This window comes from Enterobacter cloacae complex sp. P16RS2 (genome assembly GCF_014982155.1).
Lineage (GTDB): Bacteria > Pseudomonadota > Gammaproteobacteria > Enterobacterales > Enterobacteriaceae > Enterobacter > Enterobacter cloacae_M.
This window is the reverse complement of the sequence record NZ_JADCKW010000003.1, coordinates 16393-31685: the sequence shown is the minus strand read 5'-3', so window position 1 is coordinate 31685 and position 15293 is coordinate 16393. Positions and strand designations below refer to the sequence as shown.

Sequence of the window (15293 nt, the reverse complement as noted above, 5' to 3'; positions counted from 1 at the left end):
GGATGCTGACTACACTTCTTTCCATCTTGACCAACCGCATTCTGTGGAGCTTCCTCGGCGTAACGGCGCTTGCGGCGGTGATCTGGATGATTGGTCCCCTGTTGTCCATCGTGGACACCCGACCGCTTGAGTCTGAACAGAACCGCATTATCAGCATTGCCGTGGTCTATCTGCTCTGGGCGCAGGGCCACATTCTGCCGCGCCTGTACAATGCCTGGCTGAACCGCAAGCTGATGGACAAGCTCAAAGAGAACACCGCCAGCCCGGAAGCGGCGGATCCGCAGAAGCGGCTGAACAGCGAGGAGCAGATCCTCGCCAGCCGCTTTGATGAAGCCGCGCAGATGCTGAAAAAAGCGCACTTCAGCAAGGCGGGCCAGGGCGCCCAGTGGACGCAGCGCTTCAGCACGCAATATCTCTATCAGCTGCCGTGGTACGTCATTATCGGCGCGCCGGGCTCCGGTAAAACCACGGCGCTGGTTAACTCCGGGCTGCAGTTCCCGCTGGCGGATCGCTTCGGTAAAACCGCGCTGCGGGGCATTGGCGGCACGCGTAACTGCGACTGGTGGTTTACCAATGAGGCGGTGCTGCTGGACACGGCGGGCCGCTATACCACCCAGGAGAGCGAGCAGGTACAGGACGCCGGCGAATGGCTGGAGTTCATCAACCTGTTGCGTAAGTATCGCCGCCGCCAGCCGATTAACGGCGTCATCATCACCATCAGCATTTCTGACCTGCTCACCCAGTCCGCCGAGGCGTCCCGCCAGCAGGCGGTAAACCTGCGCCAGCGTCTGTCCGAGCTGCATGAACAGCTGGGTATTCGCTTCCCTGTCTACGTGATGGTGACCAAGGCCGACCTGCTTAAAGGCTTCCGCGCCTGGTTTGCCGACTACGACAAAGCGCAGCGCGACCAGATCTGGGGCTTTACCCTGCCGTGGGAGCAAACCAAACACGCCGATTACGACCTGATGGGCAACTTCCAGCAGGAGTTTTCCCTGCTGCAGCAGCGCCTCGATGCCGGGCTGCCGGAAACCATGCTGAAAGAGCATGACGCGAAAACCCGCGCCGAAGCGTATCTCTTCCCGCAGGAGTTCGCCGCGCTGCGTCCGCTGCTGGCGGACTACCTGAGCACGGTCTTCGCCCGCTCCAACTTCGAAACCGAGTTCTCTCCGCGCGGGATCTACTTCGCCAGCGGGACGCAGGAAGGTATGCCGTTCGACCGCGTGATGGGCGAACTGAACCGCGCGCTGTCGCTACCGGAAGGGGGAGAGGCGGATAACTGGGATTCGGTCAGCAAAGAAGCGCCGATCCCGGGGGCAAAAGGTCAGAGTTTCTTCATTAAGAACCTCCTGCAAAACGTCATCTTCCAGGAAGCCGGGATCGCGGGCGAAAACCGCTGGTGGGAGCTGCGCAACCGGGCGGTGACCTGGTCCGGCTACGCGGCGCTGCTGGCCCTGCTGGTGATCCTCGGCGGTCTGTGGCTGACCAGCTATGCCAAAAACAAGGCCTATCTGGAAGAGGTGGATGCGAAGGTGCCGCTGCTGGATCAGCAGAGCAAGGCGCTGCAGAACCAGACCCAGCGTGACCTGTTCGATCTGCTGCCGCTGCTGAACGGTCTGGTTGACCTGCCGAAAAGCGACGCGTTTGATGTCAACGATCCGCCCGTATCCCGCCGTATGGGACTCTATCGCGGGGATGACGTCAGCGATGCCTCGCAGTCGCTGTACCAGAAAGCGCTGGATCAGATGCTGTTGCCTGCCGTTGCCATGCACATCACCACCTGGCTGCGCAACGACAACGGCAGCGACGTGGAATACAGCTATGAAGCGCTGAAAGCCTATCAGATGCTGTATCAGCCAAAGCACTACGACGGTAAATTCCTGCATTCGTGGGTGATGCTCAACCTGCAGCGAAATCTTCCGCAGAACGTCACGAAGGCGCAGCTGCAGCAGCTTGAATGGCACCTGACGCAGCTGCTGGAACCGAAAATTCAGGCCTCACCGTACGCGCAGGATGAATCTCTGGTGGCCCGCGAAAGAGCGATGATCAATCAGCAGCCGCTCTCCACGCGCGTTTACGGTCGTCTCAAACGCCTGCTGGAACATGATGACAACCTCAAGCCGGTCTCCCTTTCCGACCTGGGCGGACCGCAGAGCGAGCTGGTGTTTTCACGCAAAAGCGGCAAGCCGGTGAGCGAAGGCGTGCCGGGTCTGTATACGCCGGACGGTTACTGGAAAAGCTTTAACGGCCAGATTGACAGCGTAACCTCCGCCCTGCACGAGGACGACGCCTGGGTGCTGGGGGCCGCGACGGCGCAGGAGGATAAACAGCAGATCGATAACGCCGTGCGCCAGCTCTACATGCGCGACTTTATCGCTAACTGGGATCGCTTCCTCGCCGACATTCAGCTCAATAACAGCGCCGATCTTTCCCAGCGCATCAACACCGCGCGCCTGCTCTCCGGCGCAAACTCGCCGCTGCGCCGTCTGGTGCAGAACCTGAGCCAGGTCCTGACGCTGTCACGCAATGCGCCAGCGCCGGAAGATGCGGATAAAGCGCAGGCGCAGAGCAACCGCGCCACCCGCACGCTGGAAGCGCTGTTCAGCAACAATGACGCTGCGCCAACCCAGGCCGCCGTGGTCACCCAGGCACCGGAACAGCTGGTCACCGACCACTACGCACCGATGATTGAGCTGGCGCAGCCGCTGGAGAAGGGCGGGAAGACCATCGTGTTTGATGATTTTCTCAAGCAGGTGGATGAGCTCTATCGCTACCTGACTGCGGTTCAGGACGCGGCCAACAGCGGCATGCCGGCACCGGGCGGAGAGGCGATCAGCCGCCTGCAGGCCAGCGCCGGTCGCCTGCCGGGAGGGCTGCAAACCATGTTCAGCAATATGGCGGTGGGCGCCAGCAGCGATACCCAGCGCCGCGACCTCGAAAACGTGCGGAAGCGGATTAACGTTGAGGTGGGCGGTTTCTGCCGTCAGGCGATTGCCGGCCGTTACCCGCTGGTGCGCAGCGCCAGCACCGAGGTCACCCCCGACGATCTCGCGCGCATGTTTGCGCCGGGAACCGGGCTGATGGACGCTTTCTTCCGCGACAATCTGACCAATAAAGTGGATACCACGCAGGCAAACTGGCGCTTTATGCCGGGCATCGATGGTAAAACGCTGCCGGGAAGCGAAGGGCTGCTGAGACCGTTCCAGCAGGCCCAGTCGATTCGCGACGCTTTCTTTGCTAATGGCGCCACGACGCCGTCCTTCAAGGTGACGGTTCGCACCGTGCGAATGGATAACTCCATTCTGAACCTGACGCTGGACGTCGACGGCCAGCTGCTGCGCTACAGCCACGGCCCGCAGGCCGTGCAGATCATGAACTGGCCGGGGCCGGGCGGCACCAACCAGGTACGCATGCAGCTGGGGCTGGCGAACGGCAGCACGGCGACGCTGGTCACCAACGGCGCCTGGGCGCTCAACCGCTTCTTTGATAAAGCGAGCACCAGCCCGGGCGCGGGTAGCCTGAGCCGTCAGGCCACCTTCAACGTCGACGGACATCAGGTCACGCTGGAGTTTGCGCCAAACAGCATTCGTAACCCGTTCCAGCTTCCCCGTTTCTCATGCCCATAACCGCAAGGACAGCCGTATGACGAATACCCCTGCGATGAACCGCTACAGCTGGTATGGCAAGTTACCCAGCGCCGGAGATTTTTTGCAGCGTCGCTTTCCTGACACTTTACAGCGCCAGTGGTCACACTGGTTCCAGGTCGGTCTGCTGGCCTGGCAGCAGGAAGAGCAGCGCAGCGGCGAGCGCCAGTTTCACAAAGCGCCAGTCTGGAATTTTGTGGTACCGCCGATGCTGGGAAGCCAGATGATCCAGATGGGCTGCCTGCTGCCCGGCCGCGACAGCGTTGGCCGCCAGTATCCGGTTTGCCTTCAGCTGAGCTTCGCCCCGTCAGAGTGGTCGACCAGCCTGCTCAGCCAGGCCGAAAGCTGGTACCAGCAGATTGGGCGCCTGGGGCTGCACGCGGTGCGCAACAGTTTTTCAGCCTCGCAGCTGGATGAGATGCTGATGACCATCCCGCCGCCGCAGCCCGTCGAGCCGCAAAAGCGTTCCGACATCCTTGATGTGATTGGCTATGACGAGGACGGCCAGAGCACGCTGGGCTGGCCTCAGGCGGCCGAGTGTTTCGATCCGCTGCGCCAGACCAGCTACTGGTGGACCAACCGCTGCGACGGCTACCCGCTGTACACCCACGTGCACAGCGGTAACTTTACCGGGCAGCTTTTCACCCTGCTGTTCGACCCGGCAGGGGGCGCCCGTCCGGGGCGTCACGGTCTTTATCCGCCCATGTTTGAATAAGCAGGGATCTCATGAATATTGAAGAATTTCTCGCGCCAATAAGCCCCGAAAAACCCTGCGGCGAAAACCTGGAGTACGACGCCGACTTCCAGATCATGAATCAGGCCAGTCAGGGCAAAGCGGAACAGCAGTTTGGCGACACCATTATCCCGGCAGAGCCCGCTGACTGGAACACGGTGGAAAAATACGCCACCAGCCTGCTGACCCGCACCAAAGATCTTCGAGTACTGCTGGCGTTAACCCATGCCTGGACGCGCCGCCGCGGGCTTGCGGGCTACGCGGACGGATTGTTGCTGGTGCAGGAGGCGATCGCCCGTTACTGGGAGACGCTCTATCCGCTGCTGGAAGAGTATGGCGAAACCGATCCGTTCTATCGCATTAACGCCCTGGCGGGGTTGAGCGATAAATCCGACCTCACCGTCGCCGTGCGAAACGCCTCGCTTCTGCGTTCAAACGGCGATGAAATTTCGCTCCGGGATGCCCAGGCCCTGCTGGACGGCAGCAAAACGGAATGTCCGGACTATCCCGGCGGCCGTCCACGGCTGATTGACGAGCTGGCCCGCGGCGACCAGCCGGGAACCGCCGCGGTTATCGTCATTAATGAACGTCTGCTGGCGATTCGCGAGCTGCTCACCGGGCATCTCGGTGAAAGCGGCGTGCCCGAGATGGAGCAGCTGCTGAAAACCGTCGGACTGGTCGCCAGCGCGTGTCAGGTAACCGACATCAGCAAGCTGCTGCCGAACCGCGAGGCGCAGGCAGAACCCCAGGCCGAGCAGCAGTCGACGGCAGCGCAGCCCGTTCAGCCGGTGACCGACTGGCGCAGCGTGCAGGTCACCAGCCGCGCCGACGCGCAGCTGATGCTGGAAAAAGCGAAGCAGTATTTTGCGCAGTACGAACCGAGCCACCCCGCACCGCTGATGATTGAACGGGTGCAGCGGCTGTCAGAACTTAACTTTATGGACATTATTCGCGACCTGGCGCCAGACGGCGTTAACCAACTTGAAAACATCTTTGGGCGCCGCGAATAACGCGTCCAGGCATTATGACGACAGGCATGGAGCCTGCCGTTTCACCTTCACCGCGCATCTTTGATGGAGAACATCATGGCAATGAGTAACAGTGGGCAGAAATTCATCGCACGTAACCGTGCCCCCCGCGTGCAGATCGAGTACGACGTAGAGATCTACGGTGCAGAACGTAAGATTCAGCTGCCGTTTGTGATGGGCGTCATGGCCGATCTGGTCGGCAAACCGGTTGAAAATCTGCCGGCCGTCGACGAGCGTAAATTCCTCGAAATCGACATCGACAACTTTGACGAACGCATGAAGGCGCTTAAGCCGCGCGTGGCGTTCCAGGTGGATAACACCCTGACCGGCGAAGGCAAGCTCAACGTGGATCTGACCTTTGACAGCATGGACGACTTCCTGCCGGATGCGGTGGCCCGCAAGGTCGAGCCGCTGAACAAGCTGCTGGAAGCGCGTACCCAGCTCTCCAACCTGCTGACCTATATGGACGGCAAAAACGGAGCGGAAGAGCTGATCGCTAAAATTCTGCAGGATCCGACACTGCTCAAATCCCTGAGCCAGTTGCCGAAAAATGACGAAAGCGCGAAAGGTAGCGAGGAATAATCGATGAGCAACCAGACTCAACAACACGAGCAGCAGGCGGGTCAGGCGTTCAGCCAGGATGAGTTCAGCGCGCTGCTGAACAAAGAGTTCCGCCCAAAAACCGATCAGGCCCGTTCAGCCGTCGAAAGCGCGGTTAAAACGCTGGCGCAGCAGGCGCTGGAAAACACCGTCACTTTCTCCAACGACACCTACCGCACCATTCAGAACCTGATCGCCGGTATCGACGAGCAGCTGTCGCAGCAGGTAAACCAGATCATTCACCACGAAGAGTTTCAGAAGCTGGAGAGCGCCTGGCGCGGTCTGAGCTATCTGGTGAACAATACTGAAACTGACGAGATGCTGAAGATCCGCTTTATGAGCATCTCCAAGCAGGAGCTGGGCCGCACCCTGAAGCGCTTCAAGGGCGTGGGCTGGGACCAGAGCCCGATCTTCAAGAAAATCTACGAGCAGGAGTACGGTCAGTTCGGCGGCGAGCCGTTTGGCTGCATCGTGGGCGACTACTACTTCGACCACAGCCCGCAGGACGTTGAGCTGCTGGGTGAAATGGCGCGCATCGGCTCTGCGGCGCACTGTCCGTTTATCACCGGTACCGCACCGGGCGTGATGCAGATGGAGTCCTGGCAGGAGCTGGCTAACCCGCGCGACCTGACCAAGATCTTCCAGAACACCGAATATGCCGCCTGGCGTTCGCTGCGTGAATCCGAAGATGCCCGCTATCTGGGCCTGGTGATGCCGCGCTTCCTGTCGCGCCTGCCCTACGGCATTCGCACTAACCCGGTCGACAGCTTTGATTTCGAAGAGCAGACCGACGGCGCGAACCACAACAGCTACTCCTGGGCGAACGCCGCGTATGCGATGGCCGCCAACATCAACCGCTCCTTCAAAGAGTACGGCTGGTGCACCTCGATTCGCGGCGTGGAGTCCGGCGGGGCGGTTGAAAACCTGCCGTGCCACACCTTCCCGAGCGATGACGGCGGCGTGGACATGAAGTGCCCGACCGAGATCGCCATCAGCGATCGTCGTGAAGCCGAGCTGGCGAAAAACGGCTTTATGCCGCTGGTTCACCGCAAAAACTCCGACTTTGCCGCCTTCATCGGCGCGCAGTCGCTGCAGAAACCGGCCGAATACCACGACCCGGATGCCACCGCCAACGCGCGTCTGGCCTCTCGTCTGCCGTACCTGTTCGCCTGCTGCCGCTTTGCCCACTACCTGAAGTGCATCGTGCGCGACAAAATCGGCTCCTTCCGCGAGCGCGAAGAGATGGAGCGCTGGCTGAACGACTGGGTCATGAACTACGTTGACGGTGACCCGGCGAACTCCTCTCAGGAGACCAAGTCCCGCAAACCGCTGGCCGCTGCGGAAGTGCAGGTGCAGGAGATTGAAGATAACCCGGGCTACTACGCCGCGAAGTTTTTCCTGCGTCCTCACTACCAGCTGGAAGGTCTGACCGTTTCCCTGCGTCTGGTATCTAAACTGCCGTCGCTGAAGACGAAAGACGCGTGATGATGAGTGCCGGCCCTGGAGGGCCGGCAAAGTAAACTACATTGGCAAAATTCATCTAGAAAGCCATCGACATTCATGAACCTCAGGAGGAATCAACTTTGGGAACGAGTTCACCAAAAGAAATTGCAGATGGCATGCTGAAAATTTTTGATACGCGTAAACAAAGTGGCCCAGAAATTTTCGCTCGCAGCGCGGTCGATGGTTTTATGTCAATTCCAGAAGACTTATGGATGTTAACAAAAGATTTTCTGGATACAGACCATCGGTGGCGAAATGAAACAGATAAAATTAGATTGTTAACTTTAATAAAAAAAGGGCTTACATCAGAAGATGTGCGTCGGTTAATCAATACAGTGGTCAAACGATATCTGTCTGGTTTATCTGAAGAACAATCTAAGGAACTTCTCCTAAAAGTCGGTGGGTCGCAAGTAGGTGGTATAGCCTTTAAAATGGTTTTCGTAAATGAATTAATTACGCTATTCGTTTCAAAAATTGTGCCGCGATTTCTTGTTTCTGCAGGGCTTACTGGTGTATTAAGTGTGGGGGCTTCAATTTCTCGCTCAGTTTATGCCTCATACGATCTATTAAAATTAAACAAAAATGTTTACTATGAGTTGCGTGGTGCGGGCGATTTAGATTTGTTATATTTTCTCGTTGAAGATAATGTTAAGCCATTTATTGAAGCTATAAATTTCCAACAGAGTCATGGTGCCATAGATAAAGAGATTTTTAGTCAGTTTTTAGCAGGAGCTACTCGTGTTTGAAAGAGCATCAAAGTACGTTATAGTCTATCTCATGCTTATTGTTTCATTTATGCTTTTTTTCTCAACTCTTGGCTATTATATTTTTGTTTTTGATTGGTCGGTAACCATTTTGGAAATAACGATAAATGCCGCTCTATTAATCATTCTCTTAGTTGCATCTATCGCTATTTACTATTTTGCGGAAAAATTAAAGTCAAGGCTTTGATTTGCGCAAAAATCTTAGCGAGAAGTAAAATGCTAAAAGTATGACCAGCAGGAAAAGTAATTTTCCAAAAAGTAAACCTGCAGAAGTTGTAGTGACTTTTTCTAATGAAAATACATACCAGGTGGACTGAAAAAGATCTACAGTTGTGAAAATTGCGATAATTAAAAATACAATGGTAAGTATTAATAACAATATTTTCTTCATGTTATGTTGCCTTTGATGAATGATAGACGATTGAAAATATTCTAGATGATACAGTGAATGATTGTCTAGCGCTTAGTTACCATGAAGTGTAACTAACAAAATTTAGGGTGGTTGCAATTGCAGGCACTCTGAAGAGTCTGTACGAAGTACGAATTCGTCAGGCTAGAGGCAGAGGTAAAATATGGACGGTTTTATTCAGCCCCATGCTTTCCTGTTTGCCATATAAGTGCTTTTTCGAAAGCAATAATTTTCATCCACGAAGAGTAGATATTATGGCTATTGATATGTTTCTGAAGGTCGAGGGTGTTACGGGCGAATCTAAAGATTCTAACCACACCGGCTGGACTGATATTACCTCCTTCTCCTGGGGCGCTTCCCAGCCTGGTAATATGAGCGTTGGCGGTGGCGGCGGTGCCGGTAAAGTTAACTTTAACGATCTGCACGTTAATGCCTTGATCGACAAATCCACTACAGCAATCCTGAAACACTGCGCCAGCGGTAAACACCTGACTAAGGTTGAGCTGTCCGTGTGTAAAGCGGGCGGCCAGCAGGTGGAATATTCCCGCATTACGCTGGAAGATGTGCTGGTGACTTCCGTTCAGTACACCGGTGCAGACAACGGCGACACCGTGGGTGTGACCTACGCATTCCAGGCTGCGAAAGTGAAACAGCAGTACTGGGAGCAGACCACTTCTGGTGGTAAAGGTGCTGAAAGTAGCGCTGGCTGGAACATCAAAGAGAACAAAGAAGCGTAATTGCGCATGTGGCCGGGGAATTTTCCCCGGTCTTTATCAGCGTCAAGAACCCTTGGGATCGGCGGGCATGGTTATAAAAAAGTTATTCAGTGTGTTTGCAGTCACGTTAATGGCGAACGCCTGTGTGTCTCATCCTGCACAATATCAGTCACTTTCGGTTACGCTAAAGAACAACGAGCCCTGCTTTGCTATTCCTGCTAACTCTGGGGTAGACGCGCCTGTCACCAGTCATTCACCCACCATAATGAAACGCGCGGGAAATGAATGGAAGGCGATATCGCCGCCGTCAACGTTTAGCCCTGAGGTGACGTTAACGACCCAACAATGTCATCAGTGGACGGGGATTACGTGGCAAGCGGGAGAATATGATATTGCTCTGAAAGTGTCAGGGAAAAACGGTTCTATTCGTTATGCGGCTCGTTTCATTTTAGAAGAAGGTCCCTCAGGCCAGTTTAAATTATTCCTACCAACGCAACTTTCTGGAGCCTGAAATGAAACGTTTATTGCTGCTTGTATTGGTTTTAAATGCCTCCGTTGCTTGTTCCCAAACACTTCCTGATGTGAGTGCTTTTTCTCAGCAACAAATCTTAGAAAACTGGGTGCAAAATCGATGCATCAGTAAGATTGCGGACAGTAAAAGTCTCAAAGATGATGCAGAGGCCAGTGCGGCCGCATGGCTGGAAGCAAGCAATCTCCCTGCTGAGAATTTTGAAAAAGCTGACAAGGTGATTGTTTCTTTACTGAAAGAGAAAGTAGGTGGTACCGAACCGGGTCAATATCAGGTTTTAAAGTGCAGCTTAATCGCCAACAGCGACGCGATTCGTCCGCTCAAAACCGCAAAATAGAACCAATGGAATCGCCCCCAAACGCCGCCGTTCTCGCCCCGAGAGCGGCAGCGTTTGAGCGCTAATCATACCAGCAGGAATACGCCATGCGATTCACGATTATTTCTACGAAACCCGGTCATCAGCCGCCGCAAAGCAGCTGTGATTTTTACGCCCCGGGCGGCACCATTGGGCGCGGTACGGATAACAATCTGGTATTGCCGGATAATGACCGCACCATCTCTCGTCTGCAGGCGATTGTTCACGTTGACGCCCAGGGCGAATGCCGCGTGACCAACCGTGGCAGCGTCACCCGCGTGGTATTAAATGACATTCCGCTGGAGCGAGGGCGTCAGGTTGAGCTGCAGGATGGCGACATTCTCGGTATTGATGACTACCGTATTGAAGTCACCGAACTGATCCACGATACGCAGCCCGTGAGCCGTATGGCGGCCAGTATGCATCAGCAGGCGCGTCCGGCAGCCGCGCCCGCTGCGCAACCGAAGCCGGCGAGCGCCGCACCGCGCGGGAAGGCCGAGCCAACCGCCGTGCCAACGGAGATCTGGGATAGCCTGATGCAGGAGTTCTCCATCTCCGACAGCATCTCCAGCAACCGTACAAAACCGCAGCCTGCTGCATCGCACGATCCGTTCTCCCAGCCTTCGGCCCCGGAGCGTAACGCTGAAGATCCGCTGGCGATGTTCAACGACAGCGATCCAAAGCTCGAGCGTAAGAACGTTGACCCGGACACGCTGTTCAGCGACGAAGCGTTGTTCAAAAAAGAGAGTATTTTTGACGACGTCACCCCGTCAACGTTGGTGCCGCCGGGCGAGACGAACCCCGTTAAGCCAGAAGAGGAGGCGACGGATGAGCTCGATCCGCTGGCCCTGTTTGGCGGTAAGGCCAGCGCGCCAGCCGCGCGTAATGACGACCCGCTCGGGCTGATGGGCGGCGCGCCATTGACCCATCCGGATGACATTGTTGACGAAAAGCCTGCGCCAGTGCCGGAACCCGAGCAGGAAGAGAACATGCTGGCCGATTCTCCGCTGTTCGCCCCTGAGCCGCAGGAAGAACCGCGTGCTGAAGAAGAGCCCGCGCGACCGGATTACGCAGGCTTCACCATGCCTACGCCACAGGCCGTTGCGCGCAGCAGCGCTCAGGCCCCGAAGGGCCGTCTGCGCATTGACCCGGTCAATAACGCCGCCGCCCCAACCGCTACGGCGAACAGCGGTGAGAAGGGCGAAGTGCTGCAGGGCGAGCTGCTGGAGGCGCTGCTGGAAGGCATGGGTCTGAGCGAAATGCAGCCCGTCCCGCAGTTTGACCGGGAAAATATGCGTCAGCTCGGGCAAATCCTCGGTATGTTCTCTCAGGGGACAGTGGCGCTGCTCTCCTCGCGTTCCATTCTCAAGCGTGGCGTGAAGGCCGATATGACCATGGTGCTGGACGATGCCAACAACCCGTTCAAGCTGTTGCCGACCGGCAAAACCGTGCTGATCCAGATGTTCGGCACCCCAATGCCGGGCTTTATGCCGCCCACCAAATCCGTGCGCGACGCGCTTATCGATCTACAGGCGCACCAGCTGGGCATGATCTCCGGTATCCGCGCCATCATTGCCGCGATGCTGCAGTCCTTTAACCCGGAACAGCTGGAAGAGCAGGCGAAGCAGAACGGGATGACCTCTCGTCTGGCGCTGCCGGGCAGCCGCAAAGCCGCCCTGTGGGACTATTTTGTTCGCAGCTATGGCGAGACGGCGGGCGAGATTGAGGATGACTTCCACACCCTGTTCGGCGAGGCGTTCCTTCATGCGTACGACATGGAGGTGAATCAGTACAAAGACTCACAGAGCGGATCGGAAGACAAATGAATATCGCAACGGCTTCTCTCTCCCGCCAGGGGACGCGCGCCAGCAACCAGGATCAGACGGGAGAAACCATAGGGGAACGTTCAGCCTGCTTTGTCGTCTGCGACGGCATCGCGGGCCTGCCGGGCGGTGAGGTGGCTGCAGAGCTGGCCCGCAACAGCATTATCTCCCGCTTCGATGGCGACAAACATCTTAATGCGCAGCATATCCGCGACTACGTGCAGACGGCGAACCGCACCATCCTCAGCGAACAGCAGGCCGTTCAGGACTATCGCCGGATGGGCACGACGCTGGTCAGCCTGTTCATTGACCGTGATTACGGTCTGGCCTACTGGGCGCACGCCGGAGACAGCCGCCTGTACCTGTTTCGCCGGGGATGGCTGTGGCATGTGACCACCGACCACAGCCTGGTGCAGCAGATGAAAGACGCCGGGCACCAGACCGACGATCTCAACAGCAATCTGCTGTACCTCGCGCTGGGGATTGAAAACGGCGGGCCGGAAGCGAGCTACAGCGACGTGGTGCAGGTTGAAGACGGCGATGCATTCTTACTCTGCACCGACGGGTTCTGGCACGGCGTTAGCGAAGAGCAAATGAAGCAGTCGCTGCATATGGTCAATACGCCGCAGGAGTGGCTGACCTTAATGAACCAAATCATTCAAAAGAATGGCGAACAGGAGGGGAATGCTCAGGATAACTATACTGCCCTGGCGGTATGGATGGGCAACCCTCAGGACACCACTTTGCTGCACACCCTCTCTGACGCAGCACAATTTCTTCCCTGCGGAACTGATTAGACACACAAGGAACGATATGAAACTTTGGCTATCGGGTTTGGCACTTCTGGCGGTCACCTCCACCGCGCAGGCTGAGAATTTCCGCATCGTGCAGTCTCCTGCGCAGAAGCTGGATATCTGGATCGACAACATCAAAGACAACACGCCGCAGAGCTGGTGTAAGCCTGAGGTGGTGCTGCGCATTGTGGCGAATGGTAAGAAAGACGTCTCCGTGCTGGAGAACTTTGTGCCGCGTCTTGGCTCCCTGCTGGAACACCAGTGCAGCAAAGTGAATAAGCTTAGCTGGACGCTCAACGATCCGGCGGGTACCACGCTGGCGCAGGGTACGGCAGGCAAAGCGCAGGACTGGGCGCTGGTGGTGAAACAGGAGCAGGCCGCGCCTGCTGCGACCGTCTCCGCAACCCCAGCCAGCGGCGCGCTGCTGCCGCCGGACCAGAACGTGGCTTCCCGCACCGTCGCGGCTGACCGCACGCCGTGGCAGGAATTTACCCTGCAGGACGGCTGCCACCTGCGCACCTTCTGGGAAGGGGGCGCTTCCGCTCCGGCGCTCTTTATTCCGGATTCTGACACCACCCGCTGCGGTAACGGCAGCTGGCTGAGCGGACACACCGTGGTTTCGCAGTCCCGCAACGGCGGACAGAAAGAGATGGCGGTGACCTACATTCATGGCTTCCCGGTGACGGGTCTGAATCAAAGCGCCGATCCTGAAAACGCGCTGATCACCTCCGTCAACAAAGAGCGCATGGTATTCAGCACCCCAGACAGCGACCAGAGCTGGATGATCCTGCCTTACGATAGCGCCCTGAATAGCTGGAAAAGCAACGGCACCGTAGCGGTGGAGATCTCCCGTGAAACCGCCAGCGATGATGCAAAACTGCAGGCGCGTATCGCGGCGGTGAAAAAAACCTGGAGCGCCTGGGTCGCACCCGGCACGCCGCTGAATATCGTGCTGATTGACACCCTGCGTCCTCAACTGCGCGATCCGGCCGTTGGCGCATGGCGCGCGGCGAATTAAGGAGTGTCTATGAATACGCTCTATCAACACCTGGCGGGCGAGTCGCTCAGCGATGCGCTGGCGCGCCTTGAGGCTGAAATCAAAGCCCGTCCGGCAGATGCCGACCTCCGCGCCGCGTTCGTGCAGTTTTTAATCCTCAGCGGCAACTGGACGCGCGCGCTGACCCAGCTGAAAAGCTGGCTGGCGCTGAAGCCTCAGGCGAAACCCACCGTCACGCTGCTGGAGCAATCCATTCAGGGCGAACTGCAGCGCGCGCAGGTGATGGCGGGACAAGCGCGTCCGGCTATGCCTGAAACCCAGTGGCCGTGGCTGACGACCCTGGCCGCGGCGCTGAGCGAGGAGGGCGAGCGCGCCCGGGCGCTGCGTCTGGACGCCCTCGATCGGGCTGAGGCCACCGCCGGCCAGATTATCCTCGAAAACGAGGAGACGCAGGCGTTTGACTGGCTGATGGATGGTGATGCCCGTCTCGGCCCGGTCTGCGAAACCATCGTGAACGGCCGTTATTTCTGGCTGCCGTTCAGCGCCATCGCAGAGATCCGTTTCCAGGCGCCCGCCAGCGTGACCGATCTGGTCTGGCGTCACGCGCTGGTGCGCCTGACCGACGGTACGGAGCAGGTGTGTCAGATCCCGGCGCGTTACCCGTTTGCTGCCGATGCCACTGATGCGGTCAAATTAGGCCGCACCACCGAATGGCAGCCGCTCGACGAAGACGGCATTCTTTACGAAGGCAGGGGCCAGAAGGCCTGGCTGAGCGAGCAAAGCGAATACCCGCTGCTGTCATTAAGCCTCGTGACGTTTGCGACGGATGGAGCCGATGAGTAATCCCGCAGGCGAAGGCGATCTGCTGCGCAGCGGCTGGCAAGCCCGCAGCAGGCAGGAGAAGGTGGGGGCGCGCGACAAAATGCAGCCCTCGCTGCTGGATCGTCTCACCGATAACGACCCGGAAAAAAAGCGCGAGTCGGCCAACAGCAATCTGATCACCCACGCCGCCCTGCGGCGCAACGTCCTGCGCGATCTGCAGTGGCTGTTTAACACCATCAACCACGATGCCTCCGGCGACTTGAGCGCCTTGCCGCACGTGAAGCGCTCGGTGGTCAACTTCGGCGTCGCGCCGCTGGCCGGGAAAAGGATGTCGGATATCGAATGGCACGACATTCAGCGCAAGCTCACCGAGGCCATCATCAATTTTGAGCCGCGCATTTTGCCGCAGGGGCTGCAGGTACGCTGCGTGTCTGATACCTCCTCGCTGGATCTGCACAACGTGCTCTCCATCGAGATCAAAGGGCGTTTATGGTGTGTGCCGTACCCGCTGGAGTTTCTGTTTCGTACCGATGTCGATCTGGAAAACGGCCATTTTGAACTGAAAGATGCGGGGTAATC

14 protein-coding genes are annotated in these 15293 nt (G+C 57.5%); all 14 read left to right on the top strand.

The genetic code is table 11. From position 1 onward, the window contains the following. Positions 1-2 precede the first annotated feature (2 nt). The 14 genes from tssM (at position 3) to tssE (ending at position 15291) form a co-directional block, all read left to right on the top strand. Complete coding sequence (gene tssM, locus INF68_RS00775; protein WP_126786375.1) at positions 3-3623, top strand: type VI secretion system membrane subunit TssM; 3621 nt, start codon at positions 3-5, stop codon at positions 3621-3623. 16 nt (positions 3624-3639) lie between these two features. Next, positions 3640-4356, top strand: a complete 717-nt coding sequence (gene tagF / locus INF68_RS00770; RefSeq protein ID WP_126786374.1) for a type VI secretion system-associated protein TagF — start codon at positions 3640-3642, stop codon at positions 4354-4356. An 11-nt stretch (positions 4357-4367) separates the two neighbouring features. Beyond that, positions 4368-5384, top strand: a complete 1017-nt coding sequence (gene tssA / locus INF68_RS00765; RefSeq protein ID WP_047741740.1) for a type VI secretion system protein TssA — start codon at positions 4368-4370, stop codon at positions 5382-5384. Positions 5385-5459: 75 nt separating this feature from the next. After that, positions 5460-5984, top strand: coding sequence for a type VI secretion system contractile sheath small subunit (gene tssB / locus INF68_RS00760; protein ID WP_008502644.1), 525 nt, complete (start codon positions 5460-5462; stop codon positions 5982-5984). Positions 5985-5987: 3 nt separating this feature from the next. Continuing rightward, positions 5988-7487: a type VI secretion system contractile sheath large subunit gene (gene tssC, locus INF68_RS00755; RefSeq protein WP_014884232.1), complete on the top strand. Its 1500-nt coding sequence runs from the start codon at positions 5988-5990 to the stop codon at positions 7485-7487. 98 nt (positions 7488-7585) lie between these two features. Next, the gene (locus tag INF68_RS00750; protein ID WP_025913122.1) at positions 7586-8251 is read left to right on the top strand and encodes a hypothetical protein; all 666 of its coding nucleotides are present in this window, start codon (positions 7586-7588) and stop codon (positions 8249-8251) included. Positions 8252-8932: 681 nt separating this feature from the next. Next, positions 8933-9415, top strand: a complete 483-nt coding sequence (locus INF68_RS00745; protein WP_008502640.1) for a type VI secretion system tube protein Hcp — start codon at positions 8933-8935, stop codon at positions 9413-9415. Positions 9416-9482: 67 nt separating this feature from the next. After that, complete coding sequence (locus INF68_RS00740) at positions 9483-9905, top strand: putative T6SS immunity periplasmic lipoprotein (protein WP_109845064.1); 423 nt, start codon at positions 9483-9485, stop codon at positions 9903-9905. A 1-nt stretch (position 9906) separates the two neighbouring features. Next, the gene (locus INF68_RS00735; protein WP_109845063.1) at positions 9907-10260 is read left to right on the top strand and encodes a T6SS amidase immunity protein Tai4 family protein; all 354 of its coding nucleotides are present in this window, start codon (positions 9907-9909) and stop codon (positions 10258-10260) included. An 86-nt stretch (positions 10261-10346) separates the two neighbouring features. Next, entirely contained in the window at positions 10347-12104 is a 1758-nt protein-coding gene (gene tagH / locus INF68_RS00730) for a type VI secretion system-associated FHA domain protein TagH (protein ID WP_126786373.1), read from the top strand. Continuing rightward, positions 12101-12898 (top strand): PP2C family serine/threonine-protein phosphatase, encoded by a 798-nt coding sequence (locus INF68_RS00725; protein WP_023336024.1) that lies wholly within the window; start codon positions 12101-12103, stop codon positions 12896-12898. The genes tagH and INF68_RS00725 overlap by 4 nt, the downstream gene beginning before the upstream one ends. Before the next feature lie 16 nt (positions 12899-12914). Next, positions 12915-13913, top strand: coding sequence for a hypothetical protein (locus tag INF68_RS00720; RefSeq protein WP_126786372.1), 999 nt, complete (start codon positions 12915-12917; stop codon positions 13911-13913). A 9-nt stretch (positions 13914-13922) separates the two neighbouring features. Then, positions 13923-14735, top strand: coding sequence for a type VI secretion system accessory protein TagJ (locus INF68_RS00715; protein WP_126786371.1), 813 nt, complete (start codon positions 13923-13925; stop codon positions 14733-14735). Next, positions 14728-15291: a type VI secretion system baseplate subunit TssE gene (gene tssE, locus INF68_RS00710; protein ID WP_023312148.1), complete on the top strand. Its 564-nt coding sequence runs from the start codon at positions 14728-14730 to the stop codon at positions 15289-15291. The genes INF68_RS00715 and tssE overlap by 8 nt, the downstream gene beginning before the upstream one ends. Positions 15292-15293 lie beyond the last annotated feature (2 nt).

Coding starts and splice junctions, on each gene's coding strand:
- INF68_RS00715 (WP_126786371.1), top strand. CDS start 13,923: ATGAATACGCTCTATCAACACCTGGCGGGCGAGTCGCTCAGCGATGCG.
- tssE (WP_023312148.1), top strand. CDS start 14,728: ATGAGTAATCCCGCAGGCGAAGGCGATCTGCTGCGCAGCGGCTGGCAA.
- INF68_RS00725 (WP_023336024.1), top strand. CDS start 12,101: ATGAATATCGCAACGGCTTCTCTCTCCCGCCAGGGGACGCGCGCCAGC.
- INF68_RS00735 (WP_109845063.1), top strand. CDS start 9,907: ATGAAACGTTTATTGCTGCTTGTATTGGTTTTAAATGCCTCCGTTGCT.
- tssC (WP_014884232.1), top strand. CDS start 5,988: ATGAGCAACCAGACTCAACAACACGAGCAGCAGGCGGGTCAGGCGTTC.
- INF68_RS00745 (WP_008502640.1), top strand. CDS start 8,933: ATGGCTATTGATATGTTTCTGAAGGTCGAGGGTGTTACGGGCGAATCT.
- INF68_RS00720 (WP_126786372.1), top strand. CDS start 12,915: ATGAAACTTTGGCTATCGGGTTTGGCACTTCTGGCGGTCACCTCCACC.
- tssB (WP_008502644.1), top strand. CDS start 5,460: ATGGCAATGAGTAACAGTGGGCAGAAATTCATCGCACGTAACCGTGCC.
- tssA (WP_047741740.1), top strand. CDS start 4,368: ATGAATATTGAAGAATTTCTCGCGCCAATAAGCCCCGAAAAACCCTGC.
- tagF (WP_126786374.1), top strand. CDS start 3,640: ATGACGAATACCCCTGCGATGAACCGCTACAGCTGGTATGGCAAGTTA.
- tssM (WP_126786375.1), top strand. CDS start 3: ATGCTGACTACACTTCTTTCCATCTTGACCAACCGCATTCTGTGGAGC.
- tagH (WP_126786373.1), top strand. CDS start 10,347: ATGCGATTCACGATTATTTCTACGAAACCCGGTCATCAGCCGCCGCAA.
- INF68_RS00740 (WP_109845064.1), top strand. CDS start 9,483: ATGGTTATAAAAAAGTTATTCAGTGTGTTTGCAGTCACGTTAATGGCG.